Origin of the sequence: Streptococcus sp. HMSC065E03, assembly GCF_001815045.1 — a bacterium.
In the GTDB taxonomy this organism is placed as follows: Bacteria; Bacillota; Bacilli; order Lactobacillales; family Streptococcaceae; genus Streptococcus; species Streptococcus parasanguinis_AD.
In genome coordinates, this window is sequence record NZ_KV818847.1 from 164,992 (window position 1) to 183,930 (window position 18,939).

Sequence of the window (18,939 nt, forward strand, 5' to 3'; positions counted from 1 at the left end):
TCGAATTCTAACGAATTACCGATTTCTGTCCCACGCTCTCTTTTGCTTTGTAAAGGCCCCTCTTAGTCGCAATTTCTTTTGAATTAATGTACAATAGGAGTACAACTTTTCACGTATTGGAGGAGCAGATGTTTAAGTGGATGAGACGCCTAATTGGCATGGTGATCGTTTTATTTATGTTATTAGTGATCTTGTTGGTTCCTGGATCTATCCCTGAAGGGGAGCAACTGAGAAATGTGCAGGCAGGGAGTTCTTTGATTGAGCTGGCTCAAAATGCTGTTTCAAATGCCTCTGTGAGCACTGAAGGGCTCTCAACTGAGCTAAGTCTCAATTCAGTGCAATTGAGTCAGGTCGTAAAAACAAGTGCTGGATCCGCCCTTGACAATTCTGACTATCAAAAGATGGCATTAGGAATGGATGGCAATGACCTTCATGTCAAAGTTCCTGTATCATTAGGGCCAATCGATAGCTATCTAGATTTAACCATGACCGGTCAAGTTGAAAACAATGTCATGAATTTGACCGTGACCGGTGCTAAATTAGGGAAAATGCCCATTCCAAAATTCTTGGTTCTCAACTATTTGAAGGATCAATCCAATCAAAATGGAGGCGGCTTCACAGTGAATGGTGATCAAATCACCCTTGATATCCCTCAAGCAGGCTATAGCATCTCAAAAGCGAGAGTGGAAAATGGCAATGCTAAGGTAACCGTTAGTATATCCTTGTTTTAAGTCTTTGTAATTGGAGTTGTCATGCTTGTCTTTGAATTTTGTGCAGAGAATTTAACTTATATTGATAAGGCGATTGCTGCTGGGGCAGGTCGCATTGAACTGTGCGATAACCTGGCAGTAGGAGGGACCACACCTAGTATAGGTGTGATCAATGAAGCAATCAAACTGACAAGAGAGAAGTCCGTGGATCTATGTGTCATTATCCGACCCCGAGGTGGCGATTTTGTCTATACTGATCTGGAAGTCGAAGCTATGCTGACGGATATTCGTGCTGCGAAAGAAATAGGGGTTACTTGTTTTGTGCTGGGAGCGCTGACGAGCGATCGAAAGTTGGACCAGAGGATCATGCAGCTTTTACTAGCAGCCTGTGGAGAGGCAGAGGTTGTCTTTCATATGGCCTTTGATGAGTTAGCTCATACAGATCAGCTAGAAGCGATTGAGTGGCTTTCTGATCAGGGTGTAGCCCGCATTTTAACACGAGCCGGAAGTCCAGGTGACCCACTAGAGCAACGTTTTGCCCACTATCATCGTTTATTAGATGCGGCTAAGGGAAAGATTCAGATCCTGCCAGGTGGAGGTGTGACCCTTGACAATCGTCAGCTCTTTTTGGAGCAATTGGGCGTTTGTCAACTGCATGGCACGCGCATTGTGTTTTAAAAAAGAAACGATCACTGCTTGAAGTAGTTTTGAAGATCCGTTATCAAGGTTGGAGACGTTGTTTCCAGCCTCTTCTAGTGCAAAAATGAATAAGGGAGAGAAAATGTTTTTAGAGCATTATTTTGACCGATACACCTTTCAGCCAGAAAAGGGATTGGTTTTTGGATTTGAAAAGAGAGGGGCAGGCTATGAGTACCAGTGTCCCGTCTTATCGGACTCTTTTCTCTTAAAGGTCCGTGTCTGCGACCAGAAGATTTCTTTTCAGGTCTATGATCAGGATACAGGGGACGAGTATATCCAGATCCATCAGGAACAGCTACAAGGAAATTTCGTTGGCCAAGTCAGGGAAGCCTGTCAGGAAAGTCTTGCAAGGATTCGCCAAGCTTGTTTTGAGGTAGAGAAATTTCTCTATCCTCAAGCCAAGCGTCTCATGGCCTATATCTCTCTGCACTATCAGGGAACGATTGAGTATTTGTGGGAGAGATCTCCAGAATCCGGTGCCATTCGCCACCGAGACACCCTCAAGTGGTATGGTGTCTTTATGACCATTGATTGGAAAAAACTGGATGCTGGCAAGTCTGGGAAAATAGAAGTTTTTAATGTCAAGTCTGATCAAGTAGCCTATTTCATCCAGCAGAAAGGGATTTATCCAGCTTTTCATATGAATAAAAAATATTGGGTGAGTATCCCCTTAGATGGAACAATTGCTGATGAGGACTTGTTTGCTCTGGTGGATAGTAGCTGGCAACTCACCAAAAAGGGGAAATAAGATGAATCTGTTGAGGAAATTATCTTGGTTTTTTAATTTAGAGAAGAAGCGATACTTGATCGGGATAGGGTCCTTGATCTTGGTTAGTTTTTTAAACCTCATTCCTCCAAGAATCATGGGACTTGTGATCGATTTGATCGATAAAAGAAGGCTGACACTGGGGCAGTTAGTTGTGGATATCGCCCTTTTGGTCCTCGCAGCTCTAGCCATGTATGGTCTTCGTTTTGTCTGGAGACGCTATATTTTTGGGACGGCTAATAAGTTGGCTCGGATCTTGCGTTACCGTTTGTTTAAGCAATTTACGCTCATGTCTCCGTCTTTTTATCAGCGTTATCGGACAGGGAATCTCATGGCCCATGCTACTAATGATATCAATGCGGTAACCATGTTTGCTGGTGGCGGCGTTATGTCTGCAGTGGATGCTTCCGTGACGGCCTTGGTGACTCTAGTCAGCATGTTTTTCATGATTGATTGGCGCTTAACCCTCTTAGCTATTTTGCCCCTACCGGTCATGGTAGTAGTAACTTCCGCCATTGGACGCAAAAACCACAAAGCCTTCAAAGAGGCCCAAGAAGGCTTCTCAGAGCTGAACAACTTTGTCCAGGAATCAGTATCAGGAGTCAAGGTGACCAAATCCTTTGGCTTTCAGGCAGATGAGATTCGGGCTTTTGAAAAAACCAATCAAATGGTCTTTTCAAAGAATATGACTTCAGCCGGTTACAATGCTTTGTTTGATCCGACTACTCTTCTTTTTGTCGGTCTCTCCTATGTTTTGACGCTCTACTTCGGAGGGCTATTTGTTCAGGAAGGGAGCCTGACGGTTGGACAAATCGTAACCTTTATTACCTATCTCAATATGCTCGTCTGGCCCCTTCAAGCCATGGGCTTCTTGTTTAATATTAGTCAGCGTGCTAGTGTTTCCTATGATCGGATTGAGACACTTTTAGCCGAAATACCTGATATCCAAGATCCAAGTCAACCAGTCACAGACATTCAAAACGGAGATCTGGAATATGATATTGAAGAATTCGCCTATGAGAATGATCCTGTCCTTGAAAAGGTTGTCTTTCATTTTGAAAAAGGGCAAACCCTTGGAATTGTGGGTCCAACTGGATCTGGAAAGACTACCTTGTTGCGTCTCTTGCTTAGAGAGCACGACTTGGAGCAGGGAGATATCTTGCTCAATGGAATCTCTATCAAAGACTATCGTTTAGAAGATCTTCGAAGCTTGATCGGCTACGTCCCTCAAGATCAGATCCTCTTTGCCATGACCATTCGAGAGAATGTCGCTTTTTCAGATCCACAGATCGAGGAAGAAGAGGTGATGAAGGCTCTGAGAACTTGTGGAGTCTATGAGGATATTCTGGCCATGCCAGACCAGATGGAGACAGTGCTGGGAGAGAGAGGAGTCTCTCTTTCTGGCGGGCAAAAGCAACGGATTGCCATGAGTCGTGCTTTGGTCATGAATCCTGAGATCTTGATCTTGGATGACTCCTTATCTGCAGTAGATGCTAAGACAGAACACCAAATCATTGAAAATATGAAGCAGGAACGCAAGGGGAAAACAACCATCATCACAGCCCATCGCCTATCAGCGATCGTTCATGCGGATTTGATTCTGGTAATGGAGAATGGACAGATCAAGGAGCGAGGAAATCACGAGGAATTAATGGCTCAAAAAGGTTGGTACTATGAAACCTACCAAGCCCAACAATTATCAGAAGAAATGGAGGGAAAGCTGAATGAAAACATCTGAAGCTCGTGTGATGAAGCGGCTCTTGACTTACATGTGGCGTTATAAGTGGTTAACAGCCCTAGCCTTAGCCTTTACCTTCCTGACTAGTCTGTTATTGACGGCGATCCCTCTTGCAGCTCGCTGGTACATTGACCACCTAGTGGATCCAACAGAAGCAGGCTCCCCAGTACTGACAACTTTTCAGTTTTTGATTCTCTACTATGGGTTATTCATTGGGCGCGTGCTGGCAACTTACCTGAGCCAGTTAACCTTTGCGCGTGTATCCAATTCTATCGTAAGAGACATCCGTCTAGATATTTTCAAAAATCTTCAAAGGCTGGGTATGTCCTTTTATGACCAGACAGCAGCAGGTTCGATTGTTTCGCGTGTGACCAATGATACACAGGCAGTCGCAGATATGTTTTCTACGGTCTTTTCAAGCATAGTTTCATCCTTTTTACTCTTTTTAGTCACCCTGGTAACCATGTTTAGCTTGGACTGGCATTTGACCGTTTGGATCCTGCCTTTTCTTCCCATCATTTGGTTTTCCATTCGTCTCTATCGCAAGTTGTCTAACCGCCTGGTCAAAATGACGCGTCAGAAATTATCAGATATCAATGTGAAATTATCGGAATCTATTGAAGGAATGCGGATCGTGCAGGCCTTTCGTCAAGAAAAGCGCTTGACGGATGAATTCGAACAGATTAATGGGGAACATTTGGACTATGCCAACCGATCTGTGGATGTCAATTCCCTCTTTTTGAGGCCAGCTATGACCTTGTTACAGGTCCTGGCCTATGCGGTTATTCTAACCTTTTTCGGCCTAAATTGGCAGTCCTCTGGCTTTACAGCAGGTCTTATCTATGCCTTTATCCAATATGTTAACCAGCTTTTCCAGCCCTTGATTGATGTCACCCAAAATTTTGCAACCTTGCAGACCTCAACCATTTCTGCAGGTCGTGTGTTCGAAATGATGGATCGAGACGACTATGAGCCTAAGCAAGCTGGTAGCCTGAAAGAAATTGAGCGGGGAGATATTCGTTTTGAGCATGTATCTTTTTCTTATGATGGCAAACGGGATGTCCTAAAAGAGATCTCCTTTGAGGTCAAAAACGGACAAACCATTGCCTTTGTTGGTCATACTGGTTCTGGTAAATCCTCTATTATCAATCTCTTCATGCGCTTTTATGAATTTGATCGTGGCCAGATCTTGATTGATGGACAGGATATCAAGGACTACAGCCAGGAAGCCTTGCGCAAGTCCATCGGTCTAGTGTTGCAAGAACCCTTCCTCTATCATGGAACCATTGCTTCTAATATCCGGATGTACCATGAAGAACTGACAGATGAGGAAATCCGACAAGCAGCTGCATTTGTGGATGTAGCAGACTTTATTGAGAGTTTACCTGGTGGCTATGATCATCCGGTAACAGAGCGGGGTTCTACCTTGTCGACCGGTCAGCGTCAGCTTCTGGCTTTTGCCCGGACCATTGCTGCCCAGCCTAAGATCCTCATTTTGGATGAGGCCACTGCCAATATCGACCAAGAGACGGAAGAGATGATCCAAAATTCTCTGAAGAAGATGCGCCAAGGGCGGACAACCATTGCCATTGCCCATCGCCTTTCTACCATCCAAGATGCCGATTGCATCTATGTTCTCGATAAAGGAGAAATCATCGAATCAGGGAACCACGACCAACTCATTGCTCTAGGAGGAACGTATAAGAAAATGTATGACCTTCAGGCTGGTATGATGAAATAAGGACAAACAAGGTCTAAATGCAAATTTAACCTTGTTTTTCTTGCTTGAAAGCTGTAAAATAAAGAAAAGAACAGAAAAAGGGAGCATACACCATGTCAAACGATCTGATCCTGATGGGAGTTGTGATTGTCTTATTTGGACTCTATTTCACCCTTCAAGTTGAGCTTACTAAAGTCAGAAATCAATTCACTCACTATCTTCTAAAACCAGGTAGTATTTCCAAGGAACAAAGAGAGAAGTACCTCAAAGAACCAGAGATGGAAGCGATTCGCCTGATTCGCCTCGATTATCGGATCGGCCTTCAAAATGCCAAACTTATCTATGAGCAATTAAAGAAATAAGAAAGACCCTCGTATAATCTGTACGAGGGTTTCTCATTCAAAAAAAGTTGTAAGTTTTGGTAAAACGTTGGCCACATCTGCTGATTGGATCTTGGCGAGTTGATAAGGACAAGAAGTGATGTAGGCTGCTTCAAAGAAATCAAGCGGGAGTCCACTGTGTTTTAAGGCAGCGAGGGATTGAACTTGTCTGAGTTCTAGAAGGATCCCATCGTGGGTCAGGGTCAGATGAGGGAGAAGAGAAGACTGATCCATCAAGGTCTTTAGACTAGCTTCTTCCTCTTTTTTTCTGGCTAGGAGTCGCTTTTTATTGGTCAGATACATACCGTTATCAATGTAGAGACTCAAGGCCTTTTGCATGATCAGATTGCTATCATAGTCCAGAATCGTCTTATAGGTTAAGACCGGCTTTAGAAGGTCTTGGGGAAGGATCATGGAAGTGATGCGAAGAGCAGAAAAGAGATTGGTCGAAAAAGATTTGATGTAGATCACCCGGTTCTTTTGATCCAAATAATGAAAAGATGGAGCATTACTGCCATCAAGATCTCCCAAATAGTCGTCCTCAACAAGGTAGACATCATATTGGTCAGCTAGTTGCAAGATCGCTTCTTTTTGCTTGGTAGAATAGCTATGACCGAGCGGATAGTGAAAACGGGGGATCGTGTAGAAGAATTTGATATGGCCACTTTTGAAAATCTCTTCAAGTTCCTCGAGATCAATCCCCGTTAAATTACGTTGAATGGTACGGTAGGCAAGTTGCTGCGAATCTAAGAGTTGGTTCATCCGATGATAAGTCGGTTGCTCGATCAAGATCTGCGATCTTTTATTGGGAAAGTCAATCTGGCTGAGGATATTGAGCGCCTGCTGGGTACCAGCAGTCAAAACAATCTGATCTGCAGTCGAATAAATACCTTCTTCCTTCAATAAGCCTTGAATGGATTGGCGTACTTCGAGTAAGCCTGCTTGGTCCGAAAAGTTATTAAAGAGATAATTCTCCCGACCAATCAAGGTTTCATTGATACAGGTCCGGAAGTCCTCGAAAGCCTGGTTGCGGTCTTTCTCTAATTTTAGTGGAAGATCCTCATGTCGATCAGGTTCTTGCTCCAAAACATAGTAGCCACTCTGAGGCTTAGCATAGAGGAAGTGCTGGTAAGTCAAGTCCAGCAAGGCACGTTGCACCGTGTCCTTACTACAAGAAAATTGACTAGCTAACTGGCGAACAGAAGGAATTTTTTGTCCAGTTTCCAGTTCTCCATCTTGAATAGCTTCTTTTAAGAAATCGATAATTTGTTGGTATTTGCTCGTCTTCATTCCGACTGTCCCCATACAGTTTTTTTCTATTGTACAGAAAAAATCACAAAAAAACCACTCATAAGAGTGGTGAGCCTATTACATAAAGTATACAATCGCTAAATACTGAAGAGCAGAAGCTGCAAGGATGAAGAGGTGCCAAATCATGTGGAAGTATGGTTTTTTCTTAGCATAAAAGCCAGCTCCAACCGTGTAGCACAGACCGCCCATGAGCATGAGACCCCAGAAGATCGGATTGGTTTGGCTAACGATTTGGGGAATAATAAAGATGACCAACCAGCCCATGATCAAGTAAAGAGCCAGACTGAATTTTTCATTGACTTTTTTGGCAAAGATTTTGTAGAGAATACCAAAGATGGTGGTTCCCCATTGGATCAAAATAATGCTGTAGCCCATCCAGTTGTTCATCAAGGTAAGGACAACTGGTGTGTAACTACCTGCGATCGCAATGTAGATCATGGAATGGTCGATAATGCGAAGCACATACTTTTGAGGTGAATCGTAAGACATGGCATGGTAGACGGTCGAAGACAGAAACATCAAAAAGAGACTGATCACAAAGATAGACGTACCAAAAGCACTGAGCAGACCATGTTGCTCAAAGCTATAGACTGCTGAGATCGGAAGCAAGATCAACATGAGAAGGGCGCCAACAGCGTGTGTTACGCTATTTGCGATCTCTTCTCCAAAGGATAATTTTTTACTTAGTTTCATGGAGTAATTCATCAGTTTCTTCCTCCGTTTTTACTGGTTGAATATAAGATAGGGTTTCAAGATAAAGTTGAACCGTCTGACAGGCAGAGCGAATAATAGGAGCGATCGGCTCTTTTTGCTCATTGAGATAAGCGACAAAGCTATTATAGAGAAGATCTGAACTCGCCTGGTCCTGCAAGAAATTTAAGGTAGAAGCGATCTCCTGAATAGAAAAGACCGTTTTTAAGGTTGTAATAGCGATCAAGCGAGCCACCTGTCTACGCTGGTATTTCTTCTTATCTGGTTTTTCGACATAGCCATGTTTTACGTAATTGTTGATCATGGCAGCCGTCAAGCCCTTATCTGAAGAAGAGAGGACAGGTGCACAGGTTTTATTGACATAAAGTAGGACCTGATCGAGATAGAGGTCTAGTTCAGGCAGTTGCTCCCACGTTGGATAGGAAAAAGTGGACACGAAATCTTCACCTTTCTTTAATCTAGTTTTCATAACTAGATAATAACATTAATAAAAACTTCTGTCAAGAAAATTTGAAAAATATGGTACAATAGACCTATGAAACTATTAATTCCATCCGCCAAAGAACTGAACGAACAGGCTCGTATCGTCGAGCCCCAACCCTTGTCAGAGAAGACAAAAACCATCCTCCAAGCTTTAAAGGCATTCTCCCTAGAAGAATTAGCGACTTTTTACGGGATCTCAGAGGAAAGAGCCCTAGTAGAAAAGGAAAGAATTGAAGCTCTGTTAGCTGGGAGTGCTAAAACCTATCCTGCTTTGGAACTGTTTGATGGCCTTATGTACCGTAGTATCGAGCGTCAAGACTTATCTGAAAAAGAGCAGGCTTATCTGCAGGAGCATTTGTTAATCACGACCGCTTTATACGGTGTACTACCTGCCTATGAAGGGATTGCGCCCCATCGCTTGGATTTTATGATGAAGCTAAAACCAGCTGGAAAATCTCTAAAGGCATTCTGGAAAGAGGACTATGATCAGGCAGTAGAAGGTGAGGAGCAGATCTTATCTCTTTTGTCTTCTGAGTTTGAACAGGTCTTTTCAAAAGCCATTCGTGAGCGAATGATTCGGATCAAATTCATGGAGAATCGTGGTGGGACACTGAAGATTCACTCGACGATTTCAAAGAAAGCACGTGGGGCCATGGTAACAGCTATGATGAAGGAAGAAATCACCCATCTAGAAGATCTGAAATCACTAGAAGTAGCAGGTTTTTCTTATCGTGAGGATTTATCGCAAGAGAAAGAATGGATCTTTGTGAAAGAATAAATAAAAATATTCCTGAGAAGCGTCAGGAATATTTTTTTGATCTGTTAGATAAAGAGAATGCACGATGAAAACTCCAAAATAGAGGATTTTGGAGTCAGAATCGTCTTGAGCAGTAGGCTTAGGCGATATGTTTGAATTTCTTCAAGAGTTCTGTCAACTCAGCTTGCTCGCCACTATTAAAGACTTGCATCAAGCGTTGAATATTTTTGATATGATCTGGAAGAGCTTCTTCGATCTTTTTACGACCGGCATCTGTAATAGATACAAGATAAGCACGGCGGTCTTCTGGATCGGTTTCGCGTGTAATCCAACCATCGCGGACCATATTGCGAATAACCACAGTCATATTTCCAGAGGTCGCAAGAATGCTATCAATCAGATCTTGAATGCGGAGATCGCCTTTGCTGTACAAGGTCTCAAGTACAGAGAATTGAGTTGGTGTCAACTGGTGCTTTTTAAAGATATGAGCCTCAGAGGCACGGATCAATCGTTCTGCCTTGTGGAAGACGATCATGGTTTTTAAATCTACGTTTGCTTCTTTGAATAATCTCTTTAAATTTTCCATATCTATATTTTATCAATAAATAGTATTTCTGTCGTTTAATTTTATTTTCAAATTAGTTACAAAATTGTGACAAATTTATTAAACTATGAACAAATGATAGCAAAGGTGTTAATTTTACTTTGTTTATCAAACAATTTTATACTAAAACATTGTAACAGGTATGAAATATTAGTAACAATTCTTTCTTGAAAATCTATAGAATTCTAGGTGGCTTTGGTGTATAATGAGGGAGTGAAACAGAAAAATAATCTTTTTATAATATGGCAACATATAATAGGAGTCTGTATCTTAGCGTTGACGGTCCTTTTTTCTTGGTTATTTCTTGCTGAAAAAACTTCTGATCGCTTGCAGGATCAAATGGCGCAAGCAAGAAAAATAGCTCTGTCTCACTCTTCGATTGCGACCATTGAGACGGAGAGTTTCTTTCATGGCAAAGAAGCGTATCTTTCCTTTATTGGCAAGGACCAAGAGGGGCAAGAACTAGTGGTTTTGGTGGCGCAGGCGGATGATGCAGTCTATACCTACCCTTTGAAAGAAGGAGTTAGTTCCAAAGAGGCAGCTTCTGTCGTCAAAGAGAAGAGTCAGAACGCGATTGATCGGGTAACTTTTGGACGCTTTAAAGGCAAACCGATCTGGGAAGTCAAGGCTGGGAGCTCTTATTATGTGGTGGATTTCAAGACTGGGAAAGTCACCGGTGTTTTTTAAGATTTGAGGAGGAAATATGAAATTATCAAATCGTGTATTGGAAATGGAAGAAAGTGTGACCTTGGCTGCAAATGCGCGTGCCAAAGCTTTGGCAGCAGAAGGCCGTGATATCTTAAGTTTGACCCTTGGTCAACCTGACTTTGCGACTCCAAAAAATATTCAAGAAGCAGCAGTCGCATCGATCGAGGATGGTCGCGCTAGCTTTTATACGGTTGCATCTGGACTTCCAGAATTGAAGGATGCCATTAGCGACTACATGAAAGAGTTTTATGGCTATGCAGTGAACCGAAATGAGGTTGTGGTCGGCACTGGTGCCAAGTTTATTCTTTATGCTTTCTTTACATCTGTCATCAATCCAGGTGATGAAGTCATCATTCCAACCCCTTGCTGGGTTTCTTATGTAGACCAGGTTAAGATAGTAGAAGGCACACCTGTTACTTTCCAAACAACAGAAGAAAATCACTTCAAGGCAACGGTAGAGCAACTGGAAGCAGCACGGACAGACAAGACAAAAGTTGTTTTGCTGAACTCGCCATCCAATCCAACAGGAATGATCTACAGTAAAGAAGAACTCGAAGCAATCGGAAAGTGGGCTGTCGAACATGACATCTTGATTTTGGCAGACGATATCTATGGACGATTGGTCTACAATGGCAATACCTTTACGCCCATTTCTAGCTTATCAGAAGCGATTCGCAAGCAAACCATCGTTATTAACGGAGTTTCTAAAACCTATGCTATGACTGGTTGGCGGGTTGGTTTTGCTGTAGGAGATCCTGAGATTATTGGAGCCATGGCCAAGGTGATCAGCCAAACAACTTCCAACTTAACAACCGTTTCCCAATATGCTGCAATCGAAGCCCTCACAGGAGATCAATCTTCTATTGAGATCATGCGTCAAGCTTTTGAAGAGCGCTTGAATACTATTTATCCTTTGTTGAATGAAGTACCTGGTTTTGAAGCCATCAAACCTCAAGGAGCCTTCTATCTCTTCCCAAATGTCAAGAAGGCCATGGAGATGAAGGGGTATACAGATGTGACGGAATTTACCACAGCAATTTTAGAAGAAGCAGAGGTTGCTTTAGTAACGGGAGCTGGCTTTGGTGCTCCTGAAAATGTTCGCTTGTCTTATGCGACAGATTTGGATACCCTGAAAGAAGCTGTTCGCCGCCTCAAGGCCTTTATGGAAAAATAAAAATGCAAGATCCTTAGTAATGAGCTGAGGATCTTTTTCTTTAAAAAAAATCTGGTTTTCACAGGTAGAACCTAGCACTGAAAGCCTTTTTATGATACAATTAAGAAGATAATGTCTTCGGACAAGTTTAACGAGAAAAGGAAGATGAATGATGACAAAACGGATTACTATCATCGAAGTAAAAGACTATGTTGGTCAAGAAGTGACCATCGGTGCTTGGGTGGCCAACAAATCAGGTAAAGGAAAAATTGCTTTCTTGCAATTGCGTGACGGGACTGCCTTTTTCCAAGGTGTGGCTTTTAAACCAAACTTTATCGAAAAATTCGGCGAAGAAGTGGGGCTTGAAAAATTTGATACCATCAAACGCTTGAGCCAAGAAACATCAGTGTTTGTGACTGGTATTGTCAAAGAAGACGAGCGTTCTAAATTTGGTTACGAATTGGATATTACAGACATCGAAGTGATCGGTGAATCTCAAGATTACCCAATCACTCCTAAAGAACACGGGACAGACTTCTTGATGGACAACCGCCACTTGTGGTTGCGTTCACGCAAACAAGTTGCCGTTATGCAAATCCGTAATGCCATTATCTATGCAACTTATGAGTTCTTTGATAAGAATGGCTTCATGAAGTTTGATAGCCCAATTCTTTCAGGAAATGCTGCAGAAGATTCTACAGAACTTTTCGAAACAGACTACTTTGGAACACCAGCCTATTTGAGTCAATCAGGTCAGCTTTATCTGGAAGCTGGTGCTATGGCCCTTGGTCGCGTCTTTGACTTTGGACCAGTATTCCGTGCTGAAAAATCTAAGACTCGCCGTCACTTGACTGAGTTCTGGATGATGGACGCTGAGTACTCTTACTTGACACACGATGAATCACTTGACTTGCAAGAAGCTTATGTCAAAGCTCTTCTACAAGGTGTTTTGGACCGTGCTCCTCAAGCCTTGGAAACATTGGAGCGTGATACGGAGCTCTTGAAACGCTACATTGCAGAGCCATTCAAACGGATCACTTATGATGAAGCGATTGATCTCTTGCAAGAGCATGAAAACGATGAAGATGCGGATTACGAGCATTTGGAACATGGTGATGACTTCGGTTCACCACATGAGACTTGGATTTCAAACCACTTTGGTGTGCCAACATTTGTCATGAACTACCCAGCAGCTATCAAGGCCTTCTACATGAAACCAGTTCCTGGAAATCCAGAGCGCGTGCTTTGTGCAGACTTGCTTGCTCCTGAAGGCTATGGAGAAATCATCGGTGGCTCTATGCGTGAGGAAGACTACGATGCCCTTGTTGCAAAAATGGATGAACTTGGCATGGATCGTACAGAGTATGAATTCTACCTTGACCTTCGTAAATACGGTACAGTTCCACACGGTGGATTTGGTATTGGGATTGAACGGATGGTTACCTTCGCGGCTGGTACTAAACACATCCGTGAAGCTATTCCATTCCCACGTATGTTGCATCGTATCAAACCTTAATAGACGTAAAAACGCCATTAGGCGTTTTTCACTTTTATCTGCTTCAAAAAACTATGAAAGGAATTTCAATGCTGAAAATAGACATCATTGATGGGAAAGAATACGAGGATGGTCAGGGGTCTTTGATCGCAGATCTAGACCATTCCATTCAACAGATGCTCAAGACTTCCTATCCTGAAAGTCAAATGGATGATTTTATCACGTATAAAAATTTGAGCCAATATTGTATGGATTATCTTGGACAGATTATTGAGCGTGCCAATGATAAAAACGAAGCCATTAAACAGCAGGTGACAGGTGTCATGCCTGAAAGCGAGCGTCCCTTTAACGTTGAAGACCGCTTGACAGCCAGCTATACCTTCGGTCAGCGGGTGGCTGATTCTGTTGCGCGCTTTGGTGGTTCATGGACTTTTATCATTAGTTTTATCCTGATGATGGCTATTTGGATGCTGATCAATGTCCTGCATCCTTTTGGCTGGAATTTTGATCCTTATCCTTTCATCTTGCTCAATCTAGCACTTTCTACGATTGCGGCGATTCAAGCTCCTTTGATCATGATGAGTCAAAACAGGGCAGCAGATTATGATCGCCTGCAAGCGCGAAATGACTTTAACGTTAATATGGAGTCGGAACGAGAAATTCGCTTGCTTCATACGAAGATTGATCATATGGTGCAACAAGACCAGACGGATTTACTGGAAATTCAAAAGTTGCAAACCGAATTGTTGGTGTCCTTGTCTAATCAAGTGGCCCAGCTGCGTCAAGAAATGAATCAAGAAAAATGAAGGAGGTGGAGAAAATGTAGGCAAATCTAAGTAAGTCTTTTAGAAACACTTATATAATCTATTGAAAGAGGAAAAACAATGTTTAAAAGAACTTACAAACGCAATATTTCACTCCTAGCAGGTTTGGAATTTACATCTTATTTTGGAATCACCAGTTTTTGGATTCTCTTTTTTATTCAAAATGGTCTTTCTTTGCTTCAGATTGGTTTATTAGAGAGTATCTTTCATGGGACGAGTCTCTTGTGTGAGATCCCATCTGGTATGTTAGCCGATCGCTTTAGCTACAAGACCAATCTCTATTTGGCTCGCTTGTCCAGTATTGGATCTTCTATCTTGATTTTATTTGGTCAGGGGAACTTTTGGATCTATGCGATTGCTATGATGGTCAATGCTTGGTCTTATAATTTTGACTCGGGGACTAGTACAGCTTTCTTATTTGATTCAGCGGTAGAAGCAGGTCAAAAAGACCGTTATCTTCAGATTTCTAGCTTCTTGTCTGGTGTGGCCGAAGTCACCCGAACGTTAGGTACAGTCGTGGCAGGCTTCTTTATTCACGGAGCATTGGCTTGGACCTACTATATTTCCATTGGCCTTTCCTTGCTTTCCATACTCTTGATTTTTCTCATGAAGGAGCCAGAGAGCAAGAGTGATGAACGAAGTCACTTGACCTTAAAGCGGATATTGGAGGTAGTGAAACAAGAATGGCAGGACAAACCAGTCTTGTTTTACTGGATGCTCACCTATCAGTTGGTAGGGACCATCATGTGTATGTTTTATTTTTACTACCAACAGAAAATTAGTGACTTAGCCAGTTGGCAAGTTTCGCTCATCATGTTAATTGGTAGTGGATTCAATCTCCTGGCGGTTTATTTGGCCAGTCAAATCGGGAAAAAATGGAATAGTAATCAAGTCTTTCCGATTCTAGTTGCACTGACAGGGTTGGCCTTGTTTTTGGTAGGTGTAAAGACTCCATTCGCTTATCTGTGTGTCTATCTCTTGACCAATGCTCTTTATGCCGTTTATCAACCCATCTACTACAATGATTTACAAGCCTATCTACCTTCCAGTGTACGAGCAACCATGCTGAGTATCAATTCCATGATGTTTAGTCTATCTATGATTGTCATTTTCCCACTGACTGGTTGGTTCATTGATAGCTGTGGCTTTGTAGCAGTCTTTCTTGTATTAGGCCTTATAACACTATTTTCTTTCCCACTACTAATGATTGGATTGGGGAAAATGGGTAAGACCTTAAGCAAGGTAACAAAGAAGGAATAAGATTTCTGACCTTCATCTGGTCAGTATTCAACTCTCTCTGCTCTGTAGGGGGAGTTTTTTCATCTTAAGAATTTGTGGTAAAATAGGTATATCCTATTTAAAAAGAATCGAGTTGTATGAAATCATTATTGAAGTATTTTAAGGGCTATCTATGGGAAACTTTTCTAGGGCCCGTGTTTAAGCTTTTAGAAGCTATTTTTGAATTGTGTGTCCCCTTAATCATCGCCCACTTAGTCGATCAGGTCATTCCGCAAAAGGAAACGAGCGGGGTGGTGATGATGGTCGGTGCTTTGTTTTTATTTGCTAGCTTTGGTGTCGTCGTTGCCATTACGGCTCAGTATTTTTCATCTAAAGCAGCTGTCGGATTTACCCGTGAAATGACCAAGGATTTGTATGATAAAATCTTGTCCCTTCCAAAGGACAAGCGAGATAGAATCGGTACATCTAGTTTGGTAACCCGTCTCACTTCTGATACTTATCAAATCCAGGTTGGGATCAATCTCTTCTTGCGCCTCTTTTTGAGGGCGCCGATTATTGTCTTTGGCTCTATTATCATGGCCTTTATGATCAGTCCGAAATTAACCCTTTGGTTCTTGGGGATGGTGGCCATTTTGACGCTGATTATTGTCATCATGTCCCGGATTGTCAATCCTCTCTTTGCAACCATTCGGAAAATCACAGACAGGATGGTCACGGTGACGCGTCAGCAATTTCAAGGGATGCGAGTGATTCGGGCCTTTGGACAACAGGCTAGTGAATTAGAAGATTTTAAAGAAGTCAATCAAGACTATAAGATCTGGCAAATTCGTGCTGGTATCTGGTCTAGTTTGGTGAGTCCCTTGACCTTCCTTGTGGTCAATACGACCTTGATTTGTGTCATTTGGCAAGGACAATTGAATATCTCTGCTGGTCTTTTAACCCAAGGGATGTTGGTCGCTTTGGTCAATTATTTATTACAAATTTTAACAGAATTGATCAAACTGGCGATGCTGGTCACGTCTTTAAATGTCAGCTATATTTCAGCCAAGCGTGTCCAAGAGATTTTCGATTTGAAGGAAGAAGACCTCCTAGAAGCTTTGCCAGTAAAAACTGCAAGAGAGCAAGAAGCGATTAGCGCCCAGAAAGTTTCTTTCACTTATCCAACGGCTTCAAGCCCAGCTCTAGAAAATATTTCCTTTGATCTGGATCATGGACAGATGTTGGGAATTATCGGTGGTACAGGATCTGGGAAATCCACCCTTGTTCAGTTATTGAGTCATTTGTATGCCGTTAGTCATGGGAAATTAGCCCTCTATCATCAAGGTCACTCTCCTCAAACTCTTAAGGAGTGGCGGGAGTGGGTAGCTGTTGTCCCACAGAAGGCAGAGCTCTTTAGAGGAACCATCCGCTCGAATCTCTTACTTGGAATGGAAGAAAATCTATCGGATGAAGATTTGTGGTGGGCACTAGAAACAGCTCAGGCTGCTGATTTTGTCCGTGAAAAAGAAGGACAACTCGATGAGCCAGTGGAAGCCTTTGGTCGAAATTTCTCAGGTGGGCAACGCCAGCGGTTGACCATTGCGCGTGCCCTTTTGAAGAAGGCTCCTTTCTTGATTTTGGATGATTCAACTTCTGCCTTGGATTATTTGACGGAAGCTCGTCTCTTAAAATCGATTAAAGAAGAATTGAGTGATACGAGTTTGATCTTAGTATCTCAACGAACCAATAGTCTCAAGACTGCTGATCAGATTTTAGTCTTGAACAAGGGACATCAAGTAGGACTGGGAAATCATGATTTCCTTTTGTCTACCAATGAGATTTATCAAGAAATTCATTATTCACAACACGGGAGGGAGGAAGCATGAGTCAAAAACGTTCCAGTTATTTAAAACGTCTGTTTAGAGATTTTGCTCACCATCCCGGGCTCCTGATCCTAGCTAGTCTTGGAACCATTGCTCAAGTGGCCTTAACGGTTTGGTTACCGATCCTGATCGGACATGCGGTTGATTTAGTCATCAATCCTCAAGGAATGACAGTCTTATGGCCCGTTTTGATCCAAATGGTTCTGGTCATTGTGGCTAATACCCTGATCCAATGGATCAATCCTCTTGTCTACAATCAATTGGTCTATCGGTTTAGCCAAAGCCTAAGAGCAGAAGTGATGGAAAAAGTACACCGATTGCCCTTGTCTTATCTAGATAAACAAGGGAGCGGGGACTTTGTCAGTCGCCTCACGACCGATGTAGAGCAACTCAATAGTGGTCTTCTGATGGTCTTTAACCAGTTCTTTGTTGGCCTCTTAACCATTCTTGTCACTATCGTGACTATGGCGGAATTGGATTTCTTTATGATGGTGGCGGTTCTGGTCTTGACCCCTTTATCCCTGTTGATTGCTCGTTTTATTGCCAAGCGTTCTTATACGCTTTTCCAAAAGCAGACCAAGGCGCGTGGTCTTCAAACTCAATTGATCGAAGAGTCCTTGACCCAGGAAAGCTTGATCCAGTCCTTTAACGCTCAGGATCAATTCCGTAAGGCTTTTAAGGGGACGAATGAAAGCTATGCCAATTATTCCCAATCCGCTGTCTTTTATTCTTCAACTGTCAACCCTGCCACTCGCTTTGTGAATGCCTTGATTTATGCAGTAGTGGCTGGATTTGGTGCTGTACGCATTATTTCGGGATCTCACTTTACTGTTGGTCAATTGGTGACCTTCCTCAATTATGTCAACCAATACACCAAGCCCTTTAATGACATCTCCTCCGTCTTGTCAGAACTCCAAAGTGCCCTTGCCTGCGCAGAGCGCTTGTATAGCGTCTTGGATCAAGCTGAGGTCGAAGAGACAGGGCAACTGGTTCTGGAAAGTCAGGATGTCAAAGGTGCGATTGGTTTTGAGCATGTCTCATTTGGCTATGATTTGGGGCGGACTTTGATTAAAGATCTAACTATTCAGGTTCCAGCCGCCAGTAAAGTGGCCATTGTAGGGCCTACTGGAGCAGGAAAATCGACCTTGATTAATTTGCTCATGCGTTTCTACCCTGTCAATTCTGGAGAGATCACGATTGATGGGGTGCCAATTACGGACTACACCCGTGCTTCTTACCGCCAACAGTTTGGTATGGTCCTGCAAGAAACTTGGCTTAAGGTCGGGACGATTCATGAAAATATCGCCTTTTCTCGTCCAGATGCAACTAGAGAAGAAGTCATAGAAGCAGCCAATGCAGCCAATGCAGATTTCTTTATCCGGCAGTTGCCACAAGGGTACGATACCTATCTTTCAGATGCTGGAGAGTCTTTGTCTCAAGGACAACGCCAACTCTTAACGATTGCGCGGGTTTTCCTTTCAGTTCCTAAGATTTTGATCTTGGATGAGGCGACATCCTCCATCGATACTCGGACGGAGGTCTTGATTCAAGATGCCTTTAATCAACTCATGAAAGGACGGACCAGCTTTATCATTGCTCACCGCTTATCGACCATTCAAAATGCCGATATGATCCTTGTCATGGTCGATGGCGATATTGTTGAGCATGGCACCCATGAAGAACTAATGGAAGCACAAGGTGTTTACTACAAGATGCAGACTGCTCAGCAACAAATTAGTTAAAATGAAAAGAGAGTGGGACAGAAATCGGTAATTCGTT

General features: G+C 42.7%; 18 protein-coding genes. 14 read left to right on the plus strand and 4 right to left on the minus strand.

Annotated features, from left to right (window positions below; translation table 11 throughout):
- Nucleotides 1-128: 128 nt before the first annotated feature.
- The 6 genes from HMPREF3002_RS03780 (at nt 129) to HMPREF3002_RS03805 (ending at nt 5,995) form a co-directional block, all read left to right on the plus strand.
- Nucleotides 129-731 (plus strand): hypothetical protein, encoded by a 603-nt coding sequence (locus HMPREF3002_RS03780; RefSeq protein WP_070665322.1) that lies wholly within the window; start codon nt 129-131, stop codon nt 729-731.
- A 21-nt stretch (nt 732-752) separates the two neighbouring features.
- Nucleotides 753-1,388 carry a copper homeostasis protein CutC gene (locus HMPREF3002_RS03785; protein ID WP_070665323.1) on the plus strand — a complete coding sequence of 212 codons (636 nt, stop codon included), beginning with the start codon at nt 753-755 and terminating at the stop codon, nt 1,386-1,388.
- Nucleotides 1,389-1,491: 103 nt separating this feature from the next.
- Nucleotides 1,492-2,157 (plus strand): MmcQ/YjbR family DNA-binding protein, encoded by a 666-nt coding sequence (locus tag HMPREF3002_RS03790; RefSeq protein ID WP_070665324.1) that lies wholly within the window; start codon nt 1,492-1,494, stop codon nt 2,155-2,157.
- 1 nt (nt 2,158) lies between these two features.
- A complete protein-coding gene (locus tag HMPREF3002_RS03795; protein ID WP_070665325.1) occupies nt 2,159-3,913 on the plus strand; it encodes an ABC transporter ATP-binding protein in 1,755 nt (584 codons plus the stop codon).
- Nucleotides 3,900-5,654 (plus strand): ABC transporter ATP-binding protein, encoded by a 1,755-nt coding sequence (locus HMPREF3002_RS03800; RefSeq protein WP_070665326.1) that lies wholly within the window; start codon nt 3,900-3,902, stop codon nt 5,652-5,654. Before HMPREF3002_RS03795 ends, HMPREF3002_RS03800 begins: the two co-directional genes overlap by 14 nt.
- A gap of 92 nt (nt 5,655-5,746) precedes the next feature.
- Entirely contained in the window at nt 5,747-5,995 is a 249-nt protein-coding gene (locus HMPREF3002_RS03805) for a hypothetical protein (protein ID WP_070665327.1), read from the plus strand.
- Nucleotides 5,996-6,028: 33 nt separating this feature from the next.
- Here HMPREF3002_RS03805 and HMPREF3002_RS03810 read toward each other — a convergent pair whose 3' ends face one another.
- The 3 genes from HMPREF3002_RS03810 to HMPREF3002_RS03820 all read right to left on the minus strand — a co-directional run bounded on the left by HMPREF3002_RS03810 (nt 6,029) and on the right by HMPREF3002_RS03820 (nt 8,504).
- The gene (locus HMPREF3002_RS03810) at nt 6,029-7,318 is read right to left on the minus strand and encodes an aminotransferase-like domain-containing protein (protein WP_070665328.1); all 1,290 of its coding nucleotides are present in this window, start codon (nt 7,316-7,318) and stop codon (nt 6,029-6,031) included.
- 63 nt (nt 7,319-7,381) lie between these two features.
- The gene (locus HMPREF3002_RS03815) at nt 7,382-8,029 is read right to left on the minus strand and encodes a PAQR family membrane homeostasis protein TrhA (RefSeq protein WP_070665329.1); all 648 of its coding nucleotides are present in this window, start codon (nt 8,027-8,029) and stop codon (nt 7,382-7,384) included.
- Complete coding sequence (locus HMPREF3002_RS03820; protein WP_024056012.1) at nt 8,004-8,504, minus strand: DUF1836 domain-containing protein; 501 nt, start codon at nt 8,502-8,504, stop codon at nt 8,004-8,006. Before HMPREF3002_RS03820 ends, HMPREF3002_RS03815 begins: the two co-directional genes overlap by 26 nt.
- Before the next feature lie 66 nt (nt 8,505-8,570).
- Between HMPREF3002_RS03820 and yaaA the strand changes: the two genes are divergently transcribed.
- A complete protein-coding gene (gene yaaA / locus HMPREF3002_RS03825; RefSeq protein WP_070665330.1) occupies nt 8,571-9,296 on the plus strand; it encodes a peroxide stress protein YaaA in 726 nt (241 codons plus the stop codon).
- A 118-nt stretch (nt 9,297-9,414) separates the two neighbouring features.
- On the opposite strand, the gene HMPREF3002_RS03830 is transcribed toward yaaA, so the two are convergent.
- Nucleotides 9,415-9,861, minus strand: coding sequence for a MarR family winged helix-turn-helix transcriptional regulator (locus HMPREF3002_RS03830; protein WP_003001765.1), 447 nt, complete (start codon nt 9,859-9,861; stop codon nt 9,415-9,417).
- Between the two features lie 207 nt (nt 9,862-10,068).
- Between HMPREF3002_RS03830 and HMPREF3002_RS03835 the strand changes: the two genes are divergently transcribed.
- The 7 genes from HMPREF3002_RS03835 to HMPREF3002_RS03865 all read left to right on the plus strand — a co-directional run bounded on the left by HMPREF3002_RS03835 (nt 10,069) and on the right by HMPREF3002_RS03865 (nt 18,902).
- Complete coding sequence (locus HMPREF3002_RS03835; RefSeq protein ID WP_176745563.1) at nt 10,069-10,566, plus strand: cell wall elongation regulator TseB-like domain-containing protein; 498 nt, start codon at nt 10,069-10,071, stop codon at nt 10,564-10,566.
- A gap of 16 nt (nt 10,567-10,582) precedes the next feature.
- Entirely contained in the window at nt 10,583-11,761 is a 1,179-nt protein-coding gene (locus tag HMPREF3002_RS03840) for a pyridoxal phosphate-dependent aminotransferase (protein WP_070665331.1), read from the plus strand.
- 148 nt (nt 11,762-11,909) lie between these two features.
- Nucleotides 11,910-13,256 carry an asparagine--tRNA ligase gene (gene asnS / locus HMPREF3002_RS03845; protein ID WP_003007581.1) on the plus strand — a complete coding sequence of 449 codons (1,347 nt, stop codon included), beginning with the start codon at nt 11,910-11,912 and terminating at the stop codon, nt 13,254-13,256.
- Nucleotides 13,257-13,324: 68 nt separating this feature from the next.
- Entirely contained in the window at nt 13,325-14,041 is a 717-nt protein-coding gene (locus tag HMPREF3002_RS03850) for a DUF1003 domain-containing protein (RefSeq protein WP_049471721.1), read from the plus strand.
- A 78-nt stretch (nt 14,042-14,119) separates the two neighbouring features.
- Nucleotides 14,120-15,319, plus strand: coding sequence for an MFS transporter (locus tag HMPREF3002_RS03855; protein ID WP_049471720.1), 1,200 nt, complete (start codon nt 14,120-14,122; stop codon nt 15,317-15,319).
- Nucleotides 15,320-15,435: 116 nt separating this feature from the next.
- Nucleotides 15,436-17,163: an ABC transporter ATP-binding protein gene (locus HMPREF3002_RS03860; protein ID WP_070665332.1), complete on the plus strand. Its 1,728-nt coding sequence runs from the start codon at nt 15,436-15,438 to the stop codon at nt 17,161-17,163.
- The gene (locus tag HMPREF3002_RS03865; protein ID WP_070665333.1) at nt 17,160-18,902 is read left to right on the plus strand and encodes an ABC transporter ATP-binding protein; all 1,743 of its coding nucleotides are present in this window, start codon (nt 17,160-17,162) and stop codon (nt 18,900-18,902) included. The genes HMPREF3002_RS03860 and HMPREF3002_RS03865 overlap by 4 nt, the downstream gene beginning before the upstream one ends.
- The last annotated feature ends 37 nt before the right edge of the window (nt 18,903-18,939 follow it).